Annotated in this window: 20 protein-coding genes; all 20 read left to right on the forward strand. The window is 64.7% G+C overall.

Annotated elements, in window-relative coordinates; all coding sequences use genetic code 11:
* The first annotated feature begins 54 nt into the window (after nt 1-54).
* On the forward strand, nt 55-1,317 hold the full coding sequence (gene fabF / locus AAC077_RS01895; RefSeq protein WP_339766249.1) for a beta-ketoacyl-ACP synthase II: 1,263 nt from the start codon (nt 55-57) through the stop codon (nt 1,315-1,317).
* Nucleotides 1,317-2,477 (forward strand): endolytic transglycosylase MltG, encoded by a 1,161-nt coding sequence (gene mltG / locus AAC077_RS01900; RefSeq protein ID WP_339766250.1) that lies wholly within the window; start codon nt 1,317-1,319, stop codon nt 2,475-2,477. Before fabF ends, mltG begins: the two co-directional genes overlap by 1 nt.
* 211 nt (nt 2,478-2,688) lie before the next feature.
* Nucleotides 2,689-3,030, forward strand: coding sequence for a hypothetical protein (locus AAC077_RS01905; RefSeq protein ID WP_339766251.1), 342 nt, complete (start codon nt 2,689-2,691; stop codon nt 3,028-3,030).
* A gap of 55 nt (nt 3,031-3,085) precedes the next feature.
* Entirely contained in the window at nt 3,086-4,312 is a 1,227-nt protein-coding gene (locus AAC077_RS01910; protein ID WP_339766252.1) for a terminase family protein, read from the forward strand.
* Between the two features lie 188 nt (nt 4,313-4,500).
* The gene (locus AAC077_RS01915) at nt 4,501-5,685 is read left to right on the forward strand and encodes a phage portal protein (RefSeq protein WP_339766253.1); all 1,185 of its coding nucleotides are present in this window, start codon (nt 4,501-4,503) and stop codon (nt 5,683-5,685) included.
* The gene (locus AAC077_RS01920; protein ID WP_339766254.1) at nt 5,678-5,902 is read left to right on the forward strand and encodes a hypothetical protein; all 225 of its coding nucleotides are present in this window, start codon (nt 5,678-5,680) and stop codon (nt 5,900-5,902) included. Before AAC077_RS01915 ends, AAC077_RS01920 begins: the two co-directional genes overlap by 8 nt.
* Before the next feature lie 23 nt (nt 5,903-5,925).
* Nucleotides 5,926-6,489, forward strand: coding sequence for an HK97 family phage prohead protease (locus AAC077_RS01925; protein ID WP_339766255.1), 564 nt, complete (start codon nt 5,926-5,928; stop codon nt 6,487-6,489).
* 36 nt (nt 6,490-6,525) lie between these two features.
* Nucleotides 6,526-7,704, forward strand: a complete 1,179-nt coding sequence (locus AAC077_RS01930; protein WP_339766256.1) for a phage major capsid protein — start codon at nt 6,526-6,528, stop codon at nt 7,702-7,704.
* 164 nt (nt 7,705-7,868) lie between these two features.
* On the forward strand, nt 7,869-8,468 hold the full coding sequence (locus AAC077_RS01935; protein WP_339766257.1) for a head-tail connector protein: 600 nt from the start codon (nt 7,869-7,871) through the stop codon (nt 8,466-8,468).
* Nucleotides 8,465-8,803 (forward strand): head-tail adaptor protein, encoded by a 339-nt coding sequence (locus AAC077_RS01940; protein ID WP_339766258.1) that lies wholly within the window; start codon nt 8,465-8,467, stop codon nt 8,801-8,803. The genes AAC077_RS01935 and AAC077_RS01940 overlap by 4 nt, the downstream gene beginning before the upstream one ends.
* Entirely contained in the window at nt 8,800-9,210 is a 411-nt protein-coding gene (locus tag AAC077_RS01945; RefSeq protein ID WP_339766259.1) for a DUF3168 domain-containing protein, read from the forward strand. Before AAC077_RS01940 ends, AAC077_RS01945 begins: the two co-directional genes overlap by 4 nt.
* A 25-nt stretch (nt 9,211-9,235) precedes the next feature.
* Entirely contained in the window at nt 9,236-9,649 is a 414-nt protein-coding gene (locus AAC077_RS01950; RefSeq protein WP_339766260.1) for a phage major tail protein, TP901-1 family, read from the forward strand.
* 6 nt (nt 9,650-9,655) lie between these two features.
* Nucleotides 9,656-9,973, forward strand: coding sequence for a gene transfer agent family protein (locus AAC077_RS01955; protein ID WP_339766261.1), 318 nt, complete (start codon nt 9,656-9,658; stop codon nt 9,971-9,973).
* Nucleotides 9,970-10,173 carry a rcc01693 family protein gene (locus AAC077_RS01960; protein ID WP_339766262.1) on the forward strand — a complete coding sequence of 68 codons (204 nt, stop codon included), beginning with the start codon at nt 9,970-9,972 and terminating at the stop codon, nt 10,171-10,173. Before AAC077_RS01955 ends, AAC077_RS01960 begins: the two co-directional genes overlap by 4 nt.
* Nucleotides 10,170-10,832 (forward strand): phage tail tape measure protein, encoded by a 663-nt coding sequence (locus tag AAC077_RS01965; RefSeq protein WP_339766263.1) that lies wholly within the window; start codon nt 10,170-10,172, stop codon nt 10,830-10,832. Before AAC077_RS01960 ends, AAC077_RS01965 begins: the two co-directional genes overlap by 4 nt.
* Before the next feature lie 12 nt (nt 10,833-10,844).
* A complete protein-coding gene (locus AAC077_RS01970) occupies nt 10,845-11,477 on the forward strand; it encodes a DUF2460 domain-containing protein (RefSeq protein ID WP_339766264.1) in 633 nt (210 codons plus the stop codon).
* A complete protein-coding gene (locus AAC077_RS01975; RefSeq protein ID WP_339766265.1) occupies nt 11,477-12,364 on the forward strand; it encodes a DUF2163 domain-containing protein in 888 nt (295 codons plus the stop codon). The genes AAC077_RS01970 and AAC077_RS01975 overlap by 1 nt, the downstream gene beginning before the upstream one ends.
* Nucleotides 12,361-12,801 carry an NlpC/P60 family protein gene (locus AAC077_RS01980; protein ID WP_339766266.1) on the forward strand — a complete coding sequence of 147 codons (441 nt, stop codon included), beginning with the start codon at nt 12,361-12,363 and terminating at the stop codon, nt 12,799-12,801. Before AAC077_RS01975 ends, AAC077_RS01980 begins: the two co-directional genes overlap by 4 nt.
* Complete coding sequence (locus AAC077_RS01985) at nt 12,802-16,725, forward strand: glycoside hydrolase/phage tail family protein (protein WP_339766267.1); 3,924 nt, start codon at nt 12,802-12,804, stop codon at nt 16,723-16,725.
* A complete protein-coding gene (locus AAC077_RS01990; RefSeq protein ID WP_339766268.1) occupies nt 16,725-17,024 on the forward strand; it encodes a hypothetical protein in 300 nt (99 codons plus the stop codon). Before AAC077_RS01985 ends, AAC077_RS01990 begins: the two co-directional genes overlap by 1 nt.
* Nucleotides 17,025-17,045 lie beyond the last annotated feature (21 nt).

Consider the following 17,045-nt stretch of genomic DNA (forward strand, 5'->3'; position numbering starts at 1 on the left):
ACACGCGGGGCGTGACGGGCTATGAGCATCGAAACGAGACAGAGGGGCATTTTTATGCGCAGAGTTGTTGTGACGGGTTTGGGTTTGGTCACGCCATTGGCTGACGGGGTTGAGACCACGTGGAGCCGTATTCTGGACGGCCAGTCGGGCGCGGGTCCGATCACCGGATTTGACACCGAAGGGCTGGTCACGACCTATGCCTGCGAAGTGCCCTTGGGCGACGGCAGCGACGGCACGTTCAACGCTGACCATTACATGGAGCCGAAAGAACAGCGCAAGGTTGATACCTTTATCCTGTTCGGCATGGCAGCCGCCCAGCAGGCGGTGGAAGATTCCGGCTGGAAGCCGCAGACCGACGAGGATTTCGAGCGCACCGGCGTTCTGATGGGGTCGGGCATTGGCGGGTTGAACAGCATCGCCAACACCGCCGTGATGATGGAAGAAAAGGGCCCGCGCCGCGTCAGCCCGTTCTTTGTGCCCGGTGCGTTGATCAACCTGATCAGCGGGCAGGTCAGCATCCGCTATGGCTTCAAGGGTCCGAACCATTCGGTGGTGACCGCCTGTTCGACCGGCGCACATGCGATTGGCGATGCCAGCCGTCTGATCCAGCATGGTGATGCGGATGTGATGATTGCGGGCGGCGCCGAGGCGGCGATCTGCAAGATCGGGATCGCCGGTTTCAACGCGTGCAAGGCGCTGTCGACCAAATATGCGGACGACCCCAAGAAGGCGAGCCGCCCCTATGACACCGACCGCGACGGGTTTGTCATGGGCGAGGGTGCGGGCATTGTCGTGCTGGAAGAATACGAGCACGCCAAGGCGCGCGGCGCGAAGATTTACGCCGAAGTGAAGGGCTATGGCCTGTCGGGCGATGCCTATCACATCACGGCACCTTCCGAGAGTGGCGAAGGCGGCGAGCGTGCCATGCGTGCGGCGTTGCGCAATGCAGGTTTGCAGCCGTCGGATATTGATTACATCAACGCCCACGGCACCAGCACCATGGCCGATACCATCGAGTTGGGTGCGGTCGAGCGGATGTTGGGCGATCACGCCAGCAATGTGACGATGTCGTCGACCAAATCCGCCACCGGCCACCTGCTGGGCGCTGCGGGCGCGATCGAGGCGATCTTTGGCATTCTGGCGATCCGTGACCAGGTGTGCCCGCCGACGATCAACCTGGACAATCCTGCCGTTGAAACGGCTGTGGATCTGGCACCCAATGCCAAGCGCGAGCGTGCGGTGAACGTGGTGTTGTCGAATTCGTTCGGCTTTGGCGGGACCAATGCCTCGGTGATCTTTGCCAAGGTTGATGGTTGATGTGGCGTCATATCGCCTCGAACGCGCTGACGTTTTTGTTGCTGGCCATGTTCCTGCTGGGGGGTGTTATCCTGTGGGGCAAGGGGCAGTACGAGGCGGAAGGGCCGCTGTCGGATGCCATTTGCGTGGAAGTGCCGCGTGGGACCAATTTTGACCGCGTGAGCAAGTCGCTGGTCGATCAGGGCGCTGTCACCAGCGGCCCGATCCTACGGATTGGTGCGAATTATGCCGAGAAGACGGACCAGTTGAAGGCCGGCAGCTATCTGGTGGAACCGCGCGCGTCGATGGAACAGATCGTCGATGTGGTCACCCGTGGCGGGGCCAGCACCTGCGGGACCGAAGTGGTGTACCGTGTGGGTGTGAACCGTGTGTCGGTGCAGGTGCGTGAACTGGACCCGGCAACCAGCAAGTTTGTCGAGCGGGCCGAGTTCGAGCAGACCGTTGAGGATATTCCCGAGATTTACACCGAAGTGAAGGCCAAGCCGGACACGCGGTTTCGCGTGGCCGTGGCCGAGGGTGTGACCAGTTGGCAGGTGACCGAAGCCTTGCGCAGCATGGATGTGCTGGAGGGCGAGGTGGGTGATGTGCCGGCCGAGGGATCGCTGGCACCCGACAGCTACGAGGTGCGCCCGGGCGATGACCGCGCGGCCATTCTGGCGCGTATGGAGGCGGCGCAGGAAGTGTTGGTCGCCGCGGCCTGGGAAGGACGGGACGAAGATTTGCCCGTGTCCACGCCCGAGGAACTGCTGATCCTTGCGTCGATCATTGAAAAGGAAACCGGCGTGCCCGAAGAGCGTCGCCAGGTGGCCAGCGTGTTCGTGAACCGTCTGAACCGGGGGATGCGTCTGCAAACCGACCCCACGGTGATCTATGGGATCACCAAGGGCGAGGGCGTGCTGGGCCGTGGATTGCGCCAGTCGGAACTGCGCGGGGCGACGCCGTGGAACACCTATGTGATCGAAGGGTTGCCGCCGACACCCATCGCCAACCCCGGGCGGGCGAGCCTGGAAGCGGCGGCGCGGCCGGACAGCACCGATTTTGTGTTCTTTGTGGCCGATGGCAGCGGCGGACATGCCTTTGCCACCACGCTGGAAGAGCACAACCGGAACGTCGCGGAATGGCGCAAGATCGAAGCGCAACAACCGACGCAGGACAACTGAGCAGCGGCCCAATCGTTAAGTTTTCGTAATGATAACGGACGGTTGGGCGGCGCGCCTTGTGCCGACAGGCTTGACTTTGCGCGCGGTCTGATGTAGAGATTGTGACATGCTGGAAGACATGGGCAAACGGCCCCGAGGGTGACCTCGGTGGCCGTTTTTTCGTGTTTCTCTCGTGCGGGGGCACAAACCCAAGAGAGGTGAATGACCAGTCATGATCATCATTACCCCAAATGAGGACACCGGGCAGATCCAACAGGCATTGGACACGGTTTACCGTGAGCTTGGTGAACTTAGAGAGCAGCTCGCCGCTTTGAAGGAAGAGGCGCGGAACGGGGGGGATGCGGATGCAAAAGATGTTAAAGCGACGGTCGCTTCGCTGCGATCGTCGCTTGAGACCTGTATGAAACTGGAGACTCAAGTTGCAGAATGTCGACGTAAACAATCACACATCGCCCAAGGCGGTTATGCACTCGATCTTGACGCCGCACGGGCTGAGGTCGGGTGCCGACTTGCTCGCTTGCGCAACTGTGCAAGAGCAGGCCAAATTTCTTGACGATATTGGCGAGGGGGGGCTTTGTGCCCTCCCTTTTTTGTTCGAGTTCTGGGCGATGCCGCATCAGTTGCCGCCAGAGGGGGACTGGCGGGCCTGGGTGATTTTGGGCGGGCGCGGGGCGGGCAAGACCCGTGCCGGGGCCGAGTGGGTGCGCAGCAAGGTCGAGGGGGCGCGGCCTTTTGATCCCGGCGCGTGCACGCGCGTGGCGCTGGTGGGCGAGACGCAGGATCAGGTGCGCGAGGTGATGATCTTTGGCGACAGCGGGATCATGGCCTGTTCACCGCCCGACCGGCGGCCCAAGTGGGTTTCGACGCGCAAGCGGTTGGAATGGCCCAATGGCGCGGTGGCGACGGTGCATTCGGCGCATGACTATGAAGGGCTGCGCGGGCCTCAGTTTGATGCGGCATGGGTCGATGAGCTGGCCAAGTGGAAAAAGTCGGAAGAGGCATGGGACCAGTTGCAGTTCGCGTTGCGGTTGGGGGACCAGCCGCAGGTCTGTGTGACGACGACGCCGCGCAATGTGGGGGTGCTGAAAGCCTTGCTGGATGCGCCGTCGACGGTGACCAGCCATGCGCCGACAGAAGCGAACCGGGCCAATCTGGCGCAGAGTTTTCTGCAAGAGGTGCGGGCGCGGTACGCGGGGACGCGGTTGGGGCGGCAGGAGCTGGACGGTGTGCTGCTGGTGGATGCGGAGGGCGCGCTGTGGACCTCGGCGGGGCTGAGTGACGTGCGGGTGGCATCGGTGCCGGAACTGGACCGCGTGGTGGTGGCGCTGGACCCAGCGACGACCAGCGGCAAGGGCGCGGACGAATGCGGAATCGTGGTCGTGGGGGCGCAGACGCAAGGGCCGCCCGAGACCTGGCGGGCCTATGTTCTGGCCGACCGGACAGTGACCGGGGCCAGCCCCGCGGAATGGGCGCGGGCGGCGATTGCGGCGCGCGACGAATTTAACGCCGACCGGCTGGTGGCAGAGGTGAACCAGGGCGGGCAGATGGTGGGCGAGGTGATCCGGCAGGTGGACCCGCTGGTGCCCTACAAGGCGGTACATGCCAGCCGGGGCAAGGTGGCCCGCGCTGAGCCGGTGGCGGCGCTGTATGAGCAGGGACGGGTGCATCACACGGGGCCGCTGGATGCGCTGGAGGATCAGATGGTGAAGATGACGGCGCGCGGGTTCGAGGGAACAGGATCGCCCGACCGTGTGGACGCGCTGGTGTGGGCGCTGCACGAGCTGATGATCGTGCCTGCGGCGAACTGGCGGCGACCCGGCGTACGGTCGCTTTGATCGGTATTAACCCTTTGTTGGCATAGTGCCCTCAACGCCGACATCACCGCGATACCACGGGGATGTCGGTCACGGATTGAACAACAAGACGCGGCCTGGACGGTCGGCGGGTGACCCCGCCGGAGCGAATGGGGTGCGGGGTGGTTGGCGGTGTGACCGCCGGCCAAGGACAGGTGAGGAGCGAAGCGATGGTCTTGGATTTCTTTCGACGCGGTGGCGGGCAGGATGCCCCGCAGCAAAAGGCCAGTGCGACAGGGCCTGTGGTGGCCTATCAGACATCGGGGCGGGTGGCGTGGAGCCCGCGTGATACCGTGTCGCTGACGCGCACGGGGTTCAGCGGCAATCCGGTCGGCTTTCGCTGTGTGAAGCTGATTGCCGAAGCGGCGGCGGCGCTGCCGTTGGTGGTGCAGGATGATGCGCAACGCTACGATGTGCACCCGCTGTTGCAACTGGTGACGCGGCCCAATGCGGCGCAGGGGCGCGCCGAGATGCTGGAGGCGTTGTACGGGCAGTTGCTGTTGTCTGGCAACGGCTACGTCGAGGCGGTGTCGGATGGCACAGGCGTGCCGCAAGAGCTGCATGTGCTGCGCAGTGACCGCATGAGCGTGGTGCCGGGGGCCGATGGTTGGCCTGTGGCTTACGAATACGCGGTGGGCGGGCGCAAGCACCGGTTTGATGCCAGCGGTGTGCCTGCTTCGGTGTGTCATATCAAAAGCTTTCATCCGCAGGACGATCATTACGGGTTCAGCCCGATGCAGGCGGCGGCGATGGCGCTGGACGTGCACAACAGCGCCAGCCGCTGGTCCAAGGCGCTGCTGGACAATGCGGCGCGGTCCAGCGGGGCGATTGTGTATCGCGGGGCCGAGGGGCAGGGCAGTCTAAGCTCGGATCAATATGACCGGCTGGTGAGCGAGATGGAGAGCCATCATCAGGGTGCGCGCAATGCGGGGCGTCCGATGCTGCTGGAAGGTGGGTTGGACTGGAAGCCGATGGGGTTTTCGCCCAGCGATATGGAGTTCCAGAAGACCAAGGAAAGTGCCGCGCGCGAGATTGCGCTGGCCTTTGGCGTGCCGCCGATGCTGCTGGGGATTCAGGGGGATGCGACCTATGCCAACTATCAGGAAGCGAACCGCGCGTTTTTCCGGCTGACGGTGCTGCCGCTGGCGACGCGGGTGACGGCGACGCTGGCCGAGTGGTTGGGGCAGTTCAGTGGCGACGCGGTGGCGTTGAAGCCCGACCTTGATCAGGTGCCCGCACTGGCCGCCGAGCGTGATGCGCAATGGGCGCGGGTCGCGGGGGCCGATTTCCTGACCGATGCGGAAAAGCGCAGCCTGCTGGGGCTGCCTGCCGCGCAGGATGGCGACGATGCCTGAGGGGCCATTGCTGGAGCGGTTCGAGTGTTCGCCGGGGCTGCGGTTGCAGGCGCACGAGCGGGTGACGCAGATTCATCTGGAGAACATCGCCCGCCGACTGGACCGGCTGGACGAGACCATGGAGCGGCTGGAGCGGCGGTTGTGGCTGACGGTGTATGGGGTGGTGGCGGTGATTTTGGCGCAGGTGCTGCAATCTTTTCTGGTGGCGACACCATGAGCGGACAAACAAAGGAGTGGGCCATGAACATGGACACCGGATTGGAAACGAAATTCGCCCGTTTCGGCGAGGGTTTGCAGGTGCAGGACGGGGCGGTGATCGAAGGTTATGCCAGCCTGTTCGGGGCCTGTGATCAGGGGGGCGACGTGGTGGCCAAAGGCGCCTATGCGGCGTCGTTGAAAGCGCTGGTGGCATCGGGGCGCAAGGTCAAGATGCTGTGGCAGCATGATCCGTCCCAGCCGATCGGCGTGTGGGACGAGGTGCGCGAGGACGCCACGGGCCTGTGGGTCAAGGGCCGGTTGCTGGACAGTGTGGAAAAGGGCCGCGAGGCGGCGTCGCTGATCGCGGCGGGGGCCATTGACGGGCTGAGCATCGGCTATCGCACGGTGCGGGCGGCGAAGAATGACAAGGGCCAGCGGCTCTTGACGGAACTGGAGCTTTGGGAGGTGTCGCTGGTGACGTTCCCGATGCTGCCCAGTGCGCGTGTTGCGGGCAAGACGGACGCATTGCTGTCTGACGAGGTTGCGGCACTGCGCGGAATGGCGGCGGCCTTTGAGGGCGCGCGCACGAGGTTGATGCGCACGTAAGTCGCGTCTGAACTGCACTCAATCAAGGACATGAGGATGAGCAAGACCGAGATCAAGGCTCGGACCGGGGAAGATCTGTCTCCGGTTCAGGAAGTCACCCAGGCCATCAACGGCTTTATCAGCGACTTCAAAGGCTTTCAGGGCGAAATTGAGATGAAACTTCAACAAACAGAAGAGCGACTGATCATGCTGGACCGGAAACAAATGACATCTGCGCGCACCCCTTTGGCAGGGGCCGTGGACACGGGCGCACCGCATCAGAAGGCGTTCAACGCCTATCTGCGTTCGGGCGACGACGACGGCCTGCGCGGGCTGGAGATCGAGGTGAAATCGCTGTCGACGGCGGTGAACAGCGATGGGGGTTACCTGGTGGACCCGCAGACGGCGAACACAGTGAAATCGGTGCTGAATGCCACCGCTTCGGTGCGCTCGATTGCGTCGGTGGTGAACGTCGAGGCGACGACCTTTGACGTGCTGGTGGACCATACCGATGTGGGCGCAGGCTGGGCCACGGAAAGCGGTTCGGTTTCGGAAACGGATACGCCGCAGATCGACCGCATTACCATTCCGCTGCACGAGCTGTCGGCGCTGCCCAAGGCATCGCAGCGTTTGCTGGATGACAGCGCGTTTGACATCGAGGGCTGGCTGGCCGGACGCATCGCTGACAAGTTTTCGCGCGCTGAAGCGGCGGCGTTTGTCAATGGTGACGGCGTGGACAAGCCCAAGGGGTTCCTGGCGCATCCGACGGTTGCGAACGCAAGCTGGTCGTGGGGCAACATTGGTTATGAGGCGACGGGCATCGACGGGCTTGTCACGCCGGATGCGATCATTGGTCTGGTTTATGCGCTGGGGGCGCAATACCGCGCCGGTGCAAGCTTTGTGATGAACTCAAAGACCGCCGGCGTCGTGCGCAAGCTGAAGGACAGCGACGGGCGGTTCCATTGGTCGGACGGTCTGGGCGCGGGGCAGCCTGCGCTGTTGCTGGGCTATCCGGTGCTGGTGGCCGAGGATATGCCGGATGCGGACGTGGGCAGCTTTGCCATCGCCTTTGGCAATTTCGCCGCCGGTTACACCATTGCCGAACGTCCTGATCTGCGCGTGCTGCGTGATCCGTTCAGCGCCAAGCCGCATGTGCTGTTCTATGCGACCAAGCGCGTGGGCGGCGATGTCAGCGATTTCGCGGCAATCAAACTGCTGAAATTCGCCGTCTCTTAATCGGGGTGGTGGATGGCGCGGGGAAGCTTTGGCTTTCCCGTGTCGGTCGGGCGTATGCCCTTTGACAGGCCAGTGTTGTCTAGCTGCTCCCCTCCGTCTGAGCAACGCGGGCTGGTGTGCGTCCGGCTTTGAACCATGAGGGGCCGGAATTTTGGAGATGTTCCATGATGTTGATCGAAGAGACCACGGTGCCTGACGCGGGCCTGCCGGTGGATGAATTCAAGGCGCATTTGCGTCTGGGCACCGGATTTGGCGCGGGATCGCTGCAAGACGAGGTGTTGATAAGCTTCTTGCGGGCGGCGATGGCGGCGGTTGAGGCGCGCACGGGCAAGATCCTGTTGCAGCGTGGTTTCATCTGGTCGCTGTCGCGCTGGCGTGACCGTGATGCGGCGGCGTTTCCTGTTGCCCCCGTGGTGGCGGTGACCAGCGTCGAGGTTGTGGACCGTCTGGGGGTGCGCAGTGCTGTGCCAGCGGCGCACTACTGGCTGGAGCAGGACGGGCAGCGGCCTCAGCTGCGCCCTGTGGGGACGTTTCTGCCGGCTGTTCCGGCTGCGGGTTCGGTCGTGATCGGGTTTGACGCGGGCTATGGCGCGACATGGGCGGATGTGCCTGCGGATCTGCGCCAAGCGGTGCTTTTGCTGGCGGCGCATTACTACGAGTTCCGCAATGAAACCACGCTGAGCGAGGGCTGCATGCCGTTTGGGGTCAGCAGCCTGATTGAACGCTACCGCACGTTCCGTGTGTGGTCAGGGGGTGCGGCATGACGCTGCCGCGTCTGAGCCACCGGCTGAGCCTGGAAGCGCCTGTACGGGTGGCCGACGGGGCGGGCGGATATGCGCAAAGCTGGACGGTGCTGGGCGTGCTGTGGGCGCAGGTGTTGCCGCGCACGGGGCGCGAGGCGGCAGCCGGGCCTGCGCCGGTGTCCAAGGTGGCCTATCGCATCATTGTGAGGGGCGCGCCCGAGGGGCACCCCGAGCGGCCAGCGGCGGAACAGAGGTTCCGCGACGGCGCGCGGGTGTTTCGCATTACGGCAGTGGCCGAGCATGACCCCGAAGGCCGCTATCTGACCTGTTTTGCAGACGAGGAGGTGGCCACATGAGCTATGGCGTATCGGCAGCGCTGCAAAGCGCGATTTACGGGGCTTTGACGGGTGCCACGGCGGTCACTGATCTGGTGGGGACCGACATCTACGATGCAATGCCCACCGGCACCGTGCCGTCGCTGTATGTCAGCATCGGGGCCGAGACCGCGCGGGCGGCCAATGACAAGACCGGCACCGGCGCATTGCATGATGTGCGGATTGCGGTTGTCACGGATGTGCAGGGCTTTGCCGCGGCCAAGGCGGTGGCGACGGCGGTCAGTGACACGTTGCATGATGCCGACCTGACGCTGACGCGGGGGCGGCTGGTTTACCTGAATTTCGACCGTGCGGTGGCCGACCGCAGCGATGGCGGCGCCGGACGCACAATTACGATGCGGTTCAAGGCGCGCGTTGAAGACGATTAACCTTTTACCCTGATTGGAGAATTTCATGGCTGCTCAGAACGGAAAAGACCTGTTGGTCAAGGTGGATATGACCTCGGACGGTCAGTTCGAGACGATTGCGGGCTTGCGGGCCACGCGCGTCAGTTTCAATGCGGAAACGGTGGATGTCACCAGCCTGGAAAGTCAGGGCGGCTGGCGCGAGTTGCTGGCGGGGGCCGGGGTGCGGTCGTGCAGCATCAGCGGGTCGGGTGTGTTCAAGGACGAAGGCACGGACGAACGCGCGCGGCAGTTATTCTTTGACGGCGAGGTGCCGGATTTTCAGATTATCATTCCCGATTTCGGGGTGATCGAGGGGCCGTTTCAAGTGACGGCCATCGAATACGCGGGCAGCCACAACGGCGAGGCGACCTACGAGATGTCGCTGGCGTCGGCGGGTGCGCTGACCTTTGTGGCGCTGTGATCTGACATGGCCAATCCGTGGAGGGGAGACGTGGCGCTGACCGTCAATGGTCAGCGGTACGTGATGCGTCTGACGTTGGGCGCGCTGGCATCGCTTGAGGCGGCTTTGGAAGTCGGATCGCTGGTGGCGCTGGTCGAACGGTTCGAGAGCGGGGCGTTTTCGACGCGCGATGTTCTGGTGCTGCTTGGGGCCGGGTTGGAAGGCGGTGGCTGTGAGCTGACGCCTGCCGATCTGGCGCGGGCCGAGATTGAAGGCGGGCCGATGGCGGCGGCACGGGCGGCGGCAGAGTTGCTGGCGCGTGCCTTTGTGGTGCCGGAGGCATGAGGCAGACGATGGACTGGCAGGCGTTGATGCGGGCGGGATTGCACGGGCTGGGCTTGGCCCCCGATGTGTTCTGGAGCCTGACGCCTGCCGAGTTGCGGATGATGCTGGGGGATGCGGGCGCGGGCGCGCCGTTGTTGACGGACGGGCTGGCGGCGTTGATGGCGGCCTATCCCGACACAGCACGAGAGGGAATGAGATGAGCGAATACGAAGACAGGATCGAGGATCTGGATGCCAGTGCGGATGCGATGGCGGACAGTCTGGGGCAGGCGTCGGTCATGGTGTCGGCCTTTGACGGCGAGTTGCGCCGGATGCGCACGTCGCTGGCGGCGACAGGGCAGGATGTGAAGGTTCTGGAGCGGGGCCTGAGCCGTGGGTTGCGTCGTGCCTTTGACGGGGTGGTGTTTGACGGCATGAAGCTGTCGGATGCGTTGCAGACGGTGGCGCAGTCGATGATCAACGCCACCTACAACGCCGCCATGAAGCCGGTGACCAACCATTTCGGTGGCCTGCTGGCGCAGGGGGTGAACGGGCTGGTGCAGGGTATTCTGCCCTTTGCCGACGGGGCGTCGTTCAGTCAGGGGCGGGTGATGCCCTTTGCCAGTGGCGGGATCGTCAGCAGTGCCACGCCGTTCGGGATGCGCGGAGGGATCGGGCTGATGGGCGAGGCAGGCCCCGAGGCGATCATGCCGCTGGCGCGGGGGGCTGACGGCAAGCTGGGCGTGCGCAGTGGCGGGGCGGCAGCACCGACCATCGTGATGAACATCACCACGCCGGATGTGCAGGGGTTCCAGCGCAGCCAGAACCAGATCGCGGCCAAGATGGGCCGCGCGCTGGGCCGTGGCAACCGCAACCGCTGAGGAGGGGACGACATGGATTTTCACGAGGTACGGTTTCCCGCATCGCTGAGCTTTGGTTCAGTCGGCGGGCCGGAGCGGCGCACAGAGATTGTGACGCTGGCCAACGGGTTCGAGGAACGCAACACGCCCTGGGCCCATTCACGCCGCCGCTATGACGCGGGGCTGGGGATGCGGTCGCTGGACGACATCGAGGCGCTGATCGCGTTCTTCGAGGCGCGACGCGGGCAGATGTTCGGGTTTCGCTGGAAGGACTGGGCCGATTTCAAGACGTGCAAAGCCAGCGGGCAGGTGGCCTTTGACGATCAGGTGATTGCCGTGGGGGACGGCGAGACGCGGGATTTTGTGCTGGCCAAGACCTATCGGTCGGGTGTGCACAGCTATATCAGGCCGATTGCCAAGCCCGTGGTGGGCACGGTGCGTGTGGGCGTCGAGCAGGACGAATTGCAAGAGGGCGTCGATTACGAGGTGGACGTGACCACCGGTGTGGTTAGCTTTGCCCATCCGCCCGATCCGCAAATGCAGATCGTGGCAGGGTTCGAATTTGACGTGCCGGTGCGCTTTGCCACCGATCAGATCCAGACCAGCGTGGCCAGCTTTCAGGCGGGCCAAGTGCCCGATGTGCCGGTCGTCGAGGTGCGGGTCTGATGGGGGGGCTGAGTGCTGCGTTTCAGGCGCATGTGGCCACGGGCACGACGACGTTGTGCCGCGCGTGGGCGATCACCCGCAGCGACGGTGTCCGATATGGCTTTACCGATCATGATGTGGCGCTGGCGTTCGACGGGATGGTGTTCAAGGCCGACACTGGCCTGAGTGCGTCGGCGCTGGCGCAAAGCACGGGGCTGTCGGTGGACAACACCGAGGCGCTGGGCGCGCTGAGTGATGCCGCGGTGTCCGAGGTCGATATTGAAGCCGGGCGGTTCGACGGGGCCGAGGTGCAGGCGTGGCTGGTGAATTGGCAGGACGTGGACGTGCGGTGGTTGCAGTTTCGCGGCAGCATTGGCGAGTTGCGGCGTGGTGGTGGTGCCTTTCACGCCGAGTTGCGCGGGCTGACCGAGGCGTTGAACCGGCCGATTGGTCGGATCTATCAGAAACCGTGTACCGCGGTGCTGGGGGATGCGCAGTGCCGGTTCAACACCGCCACGCCGGGGTATTTCGCGGATGTGACGTTGGCGGCGGGCAGCGACGGGTTGGTTTTCGAATGGCCGGACACGGGCGCGTTTGAGCCGGAGTGGTTCCGGCGCGGGCGGCTGGATGTGCAAAGTGGTGCGGCGGCCGGGCTGTGGGGGGTGATCAAGGATGATGACTTGAGCGGTGGCATGCGGCGGATCGAGCTGTGGCAGAAGCTGCGGGTGCCGTTGGCAGCGGGGGATCAGGTGCGGGTGGTCGCAGGCTGTGACAAGCGCACCGAAACCTGCCGGTTGAAGTTTGACAATCTGGTGAACTTCCAAGGATTTCCCGACATTCCGGGCGAAGACTGGGTGATGGCGGTGCCACGTGCCGACGGGGCCAACACCGGCGGCAGCCTGCGATGAGCGGGGCGCGGGCGGTTGCAGCGGCGCGGGGCTGGATTGGTACGCCCTATGTGCATCAGGCGTCGTGTCGCGGGGCCGGGGCGGACTGTCTGGGGCTGGTGCGGGGCATCTGGCGCGAAGTGGTGGGGGCAGAGCCCGAGGCGCCGCCTGCCTATTCGATGGACTGGTCCGAACCGCAGCGCGACGAACGGCTGTGGGCCGCGGCCTTGCGGCATTTGCGGCCCAAGGCGCTGGAGCACGCAGAGGCGGGCGACATCCTGTTGTTCCGGATGCGCGACGGGGCGGTGGCCAAACATCTGGGGCTTGCGGCCGAGGTCGGCGCGCAGCCCAGTTTCATACATGCCTATTCCGGTCACGGAGTGGTGGAAAGCCCGCTGAGCGCGCCCTGGCGGCGGCGTCTGGTGGCGCGGTTTCAATTTCCCGAGGAGGGGTCCTGAATGGCGACGATAGTTCTTTCGGCGGCGGGTGCGGCGGTTGGCGGCTCGATTGGTGGCACTTTGGCGGGGCTGTCGTCAGTGGCCATCGGGCGCGCCGTGGGGGCGACGCTGGGCAAAGTGATTGACCAGAGGTTGATGGGCCAAGGCTCGGACGCGGTCGAGACGGGGCGGGTGGACCGTTTTCGGCTGACCAGTGCGAGCGAAGGCGACCCCGTGGCGCAGGTTTACGGGCGGATGCGTGTCGGCGGTCAGGTGATCTGGACGTCGGATTTCCGCGAGGTGGTGGCGCAGTCGGGGGGTGGCAAGGGCGCGCCTAGCCGACCTGCGACGCGCGAATACAGCTATTCGGTGTCACTGGCGATCGCTCTGTGCGCGGGAGAGATCCTGCGGGTGGGGCGCGTCTGGGCGGATGGCGAGGAACTGGCGGCGGACGAGCTGAACATGCGCGTCTATACCGGCACGCCTGACCAGTTGCCCGATCCGACGATAGAGGCGGTCGAGGGTGCGGGGTTGGTGCCTGCCTATCGCGGCACGGCTTACGTGGTGATGGACGATCTGGGCTTGCAACGCTTCGGCAACCGCGTGCCGCAGTTCTCGTTCGAGGTGATCCGCGCCGAGCAGCCGCAGGAGGATGGTTACGCTGACGAGATGGCACAGGCGGTGCAGGGTGTGGCGCTGATCCCCGGGTCGGGGGAATACGCCTTGGCCACCACGCCCGTCTATTATGCCGATGGCAAGGGAGGGCGGTGGAGCGCCAACGTGAACACGCCTGCGGGCAAGCCCGACTTTGCCCAATCGCTGGAGGTTCTGGACGGCGAATTGCAGAACTGCGGGGCGGTGTCGCTGGTGGTGTCGTGGTTTGGCGATGATCTGCGGTGTGATCACTGTACTTTGCGGCCCAAGGTAGAGCGCAAGGATGCCGAAGGGCAGAACATGCCGTGGTCGGTGTCGGGGCTGAGCCGGACCGCAGCGATGCAGATTGCCGAGGATGGTGGCCGTCCGGTCTATGGCGGCACAACGACGGATGCGGCGGTGGTCGAAGCGATCCGGGCGCTGAATGACGCGGGCAAGGCGGTGATGTTCTATCCTTTCGTGTTGATGGACCAGATGGAGGGGAACACACTGCCCGATCCCTATTCTGACGCGCTGAGCCAGCCTGCGCTGCCGTGGCGGGGGCGGATCACCACGTCGAAGGCTGCGGGGCAGGTGGGCAGCCCTGATGGCACAGTTGCGGCCGAGGCCGAGATTGCCGCCTTTGTCGGGACGGTGACGGCGGCGGATTTTACCGTGGGCGACGGTGTGGTGACCTATACCGGCCCGGACGAGTGGAGCCTGTCGCGGTTCATCCTGCATTACGCGGCGCTGTGCGCGGCGGCGGGGGGCGTGGATGCCTTTTGCGTGGGGTCCGAGCTGCGCGGGCTCAGCCGTGTGCGGGGGGCTGCGAACAGCTTTCCTTTTGTCACAGCGCTGCGCGGGCTGGCGGGCGAAGTGCGCGCGCTGGTGGGGGCCGGGACCAATATTGGCTATGCGGCGGACTGGTCCGAGTATTTCGGGTATCAGCCGGATGACGGCTCGGGGGATGTTTTTTTTCACCTTGATCCGCTGTGGGCGGATGACGAGATCGACTTTGTCGGCATCGACAATTACATGCCGCTGTCGGACTGGCGGGATGGCCATGATCATCTGGATGCCGATCAGGGAGAGATTTACAACCTCGAGTACCTGCGCGCCAATATCGAGGGCGGCGAGGGGTTCGATTGGTATTACCATTCTTCCGACGCACGCAACGCGCAGATCCGCACGCCGATCACCGACGGGGCGCATGATGAGCCGTGGGTTTACCGCTACAAAGACCTGCGCAACTGGTGGCAGAACACGCATCACGAACGGGTGGGCGGCGTGCGCAACGAGGTGCCGACGGCGTGGGAGCCGCAGTCAAAGCCGTTGTGGTTCACCGAGATGGGCTGTGCGGCGGTCGACAAGGGGACGAACCAGCCGAACAAGTTTCTGGATGCGAAATCATCGGAAAGCGATCTGCCGCATTATTCGGACGGCACCCGCGATGATCTGATCCAGAAGCGGTATTTGCGGGCGATGTATTCCTATTGGGGGGATGCGGCGCACAATCCGGTGTCGGTGGAATACGGCGCGCCGATGCTGGACCTGTCGCGCAGCTTTGTCTGGGCTTGGGACACGCGGCCCTATCCGTTCTTTCCCAACAACACGACGCAGTGGAGCGATGGCGAGAACTACACCCGCGGTCACTGGATCAACGGGCGCACCGGTGCGCGCACGCTGGCGTCGGTGGTGGGCGAGATTTGCGACAAGGCCGGATTGCAAGCCTATGATACATCGGCGCTGCATGGGCTTGTGCGTGGCTATGTGGTGGGAGAGGTCGCCGATGCGCGGGCATCCTTGCAGCCGCTGATGCTGCGCTATGGCTTTGATGCGGTGGAACGGGACGGGGTGCTGTCCTTTCGCAAGCGGGACGGGGCGGTGACCGCAGATGTGGCGCGCACCGATCTGGTGGTCAGTGACGAGATGGACGGCACGCTTGAGCGTATCCGCGAGGCGGAGGCCGAGATGGCAGGGCGCGTGCGATTGCGGTTCGTGCAGGCCGACGGCAATTTCGAGACCATCGCGGAAGAGGCGGTGCTGCCCGACGAGGCGACCCATGCGGTTGCCACATCCGAGGTGGCGTTGGCGATGACGCGCGCCGAGGGGCGGCAGGTAGCCGAACGCTGGCTGGTCGAGGCACGGGTGGCGCGCGATGCGGTGCGTCTGGCATTGCCGCCGTCGTTGATGCATGTCGGTGCGGGGGATGTGATCGGGCTGAGGGGGGCTGGCGAGGACACCGGGCGCTACCGCGTGGACCGGGTCGAACAGGGCGCGTTTCAGATGCTTGAGGCTGTGCGGATCGAGCCGGGAGTGTACCAGCCGTCGGATATGGAGGATGTGCTGGCGACGGTGCGCGACTTTGTCCCGCCGGTGCCGGTGACGCCGCTGTTTCTGGACCTGCCGCTGATGACCGGCGACGAGGTGCCCCACGCACCGCATCTGGCGATCACGGCAGACCCATGGCCGGGGACGGTGGCCGTCTACAGCGCGCCGACGGACGAAGACTACACGCTGAACAGCATTATTGCCCAAGAGGCGGTCATCGGGCTGACACAATCGCCGCTGGTGCGTCATGCGCCTGCGGTCTGGGACAATGGCGACGCGCTGGAGGTGCGGCTGTTGCATGGCACGCTGTCGGCGGCCTCCGAGGCGGCGGTGCTGAACGGGCGCAACCTGTGCGCCATTGGCGACGGCAGCAGTGACAACTGGGAACTGTTCCAGTTTCAGGAGGCCGAAATGATCGCGCCCGACACCTATTTGCTGCGCAGGCGTCTGCGCGGGCAGTTGGGCACCGATGCGCTGATGCCTGATGCATGGCCTGTGGGGTCGTGGGTGGTGCTGATGAACGGCACGCCGGCACAGATCGACATGGCCACCAGCCTGCGGCGCGTGGCGCAGCATTACCGCATCGGCCCTGCGCGGCGGGGGCTGGACGACCCGAGCTATGTCGAGACGGTACAGGCCTTTGACGGGAACGGGTTGCGCCCCTATGCGCCGGTGCATTTGCGGGCAGATGTGCAGGGGACTGGTGACGTTGCAATCGGCTGGGTTCGGCGGACGCGGATCGAGGGCGATGGTTGGGACACGCCCGAGGTGCCGCTGGGCGAGGACGTGGAAAGCTACCGTGTGCGGGTGCTGCAAGACGGTGCCGTGCTGCGCGAGGAGGTGGTTGGCGTGCCTGCCTGGACCTACGACGCCGGCGCACAGGCAACAGACGCGGCGCTGGGCGCGATCACGGTCGAGGTGGCGCAACTGTCGGCGCGTTATGGGGCGGGACTGGCGGGTCGGATCACGGTTGATCTGTGATGCGGCCCGTACTGCACACCGATCTGCGCGACGCGGCGCGGGCGCTGTTGATGCGGCCCGCGCGCCAGCGGTTTGACCTGTGCAGGCGGATGTTGAACGAGGCGGCCTGGGCTGACAGATATGCACGCCAGACGGGGCGGCCGCATCCGTTGTGGGGCAATGGCACTTTGTCGGATGCGGCGCGCAAGCGGGGGCTGGCGCGGGAGCCGACACTGGATGATACGCAATTTTGCGACTGTCTGGCCCTTGTTTTATTGGGGTTGCGGGATCGTTTGGGGCACGTCCAAGGCCGAGAATGACCCTGAAAAATTGGACCTATT

It is taken from the genome of uncultured Pseudosulfitobacter sp., assembly GCF_963976325.1.
GTDB lineage: Bacteria > Pseudomonadota > Alphaproteobacteria > Rhodobacterales > Rhodobacteraceae > Pseudosulfitobacter.

What these genes read in the sequence shown, in the direction of transcription:
- AAC077_RS01950 (WP_339766260.1), top strand. Translation starts at nt 9,236, where the DNA reads ATGGCTGCTCAGAACGGAAAAGACCTGTTGGTCAAGGTGGATATGACC.
- AAC077_RS01960 (WP_339766262.1), top strand. Translation starts at nt 9,970, where the DNA reads ATGAGGCAGACGATGGACTGGCAGGCGTTGATGCGGGCGGGATTGCAC.
- AAC077_RS01965 (WP_339766263.1), top strand. Translation starts at nt 10,170, where the DNA reads ATGAGCGAATACGAAGACAGGATCGAGGATCTGGATGCCAGTGCGGAT.
- AAC077_RS01910 (WP_339766252.1), top strand. Translation starts at nt 3,086, where the DNA reads ATGCCGCATCAGTTGCCGCCAGAGGGGGACTGGCGGGCCTGGGTGATT.
- AAC077_RS01990 (WP_339766268.1), top strand. Translation starts at nt 16,725, where the DNA reads ATGCGGCCCGTACTGCACACCGATCTGCGCGACGCGGCGCGGGCGCTG.
- AAC077_RS01920 (WP_339766254.1), top strand. Translation starts at nt 5,678, where the DNA reads ATGCCTGAGGGGCCATTGCTGGAGCGGTTCGAGTGTTCGCCGGGGCTG.
- AAC077_RS01935 (WP_339766257.1), top strand. Translation starts at nt 7,869, where the DNA reads ATGATGTTGATCGAAGAGACCACGGTGCCTGACGCGGGCCTGCCGGTG.
- AAC077_RS01945 (WP_339766259.1), top strand. Translation starts at nt 8,800, where the DNA reads ATGAGCTATGGCGTATCGGCAGCGCTGCAAAGCGCGATTTACGGGGCT.
- AAC077_RS01925 (WP_339766255.1), top strand. Translation starts at nt 5,926, where the DNA reads ATGAACATGGACACCGGATTGGAAACGAAATTCGCCCGTTTCGGCGAG.
- AAC077_RS01985 (WP_339766267.1), top strand. Translation starts at nt 12,802, where the DNA reads ATGGCGACGATAGTTCTTTCGGCGGCGGGTGCGGCGGTTGGCGGCTCG.
- fabF (WP_339766249.1), top strand. Translation starts at nt 55, where the DNA reads ATGCGCAGAGTTGTTGTGACGGGTTTGGGTTTGGTCACGCCATTGGCT.
- AAC077_RS01975 (WP_339766265.1), top strand. Translation starts at nt 11,477, where the DNA reads ATGGGGGGGCTGAGTGCTGCGTTTCAGGCGCATGTGGCCACGGGCACG.
- AAC077_RS01980 (WP_339766266.1), top strand. Translation starts at nt 12,361, where the DNA reads ATGAGCGGGGCGCGGGCGGTTGCAGCGGCGCGGGGCTGGATTGGTACG.
- AAC077_RS01905 (WP_339766251.1), top strand. Translation starts at nt 2,689, where the DNA reads ATGATCATCATTACCCCAAATGAGGACACCGGGCAGATCCAACAGGCA.
- AAC077_RS01970 (WP_339766264.1), top strand. Translation starts at nt 10,845, where the DNA reads ATGGATTTTCACGAGGTACGGTTTCCCGCATCGCTGAGCTTTGGTTCA.
- AAC077_RS01915 (WP_339766253.1), top strand. Translation starts at nt 4,501, where the DNA reads ATGGTCTTGGATTTCTTTCGACGCGGTGGCGGGCAGGATGCCCCGCAG.
- AAC077_RS01930 (WP_339766256.1), top strand. Translation starts at nt 6,526, where the DNA reads ATGAGCAAGACCGAGATCAAGGCTCGGACCGGGGAAGATCTGTCTCCG.
- AAC077_RS01940 (WP_339766258.1), top strand. Translation starts at nt 8,465, where the DNA reads ATGACGCTGCCGCGTCTGAGCCACCGGCTGAGCCTGGAAGCGCCTGTA.
- AAC077_RS01955 (WP_339766261.1), top strand. Translation starts at nt 9,656, where the DNA reads ATGGCCAATCCGTGGAGGGGAGACGTGGCGCTGACCGTCAATGGTCAG.
- mltG (WP_339766250.1), top strand. Translation starts at nt 1,317, where the DNA reads ATGTGGCGTCATATCGCCTCGAACGCGCTGACGTTTTTGTTGCTGGCC.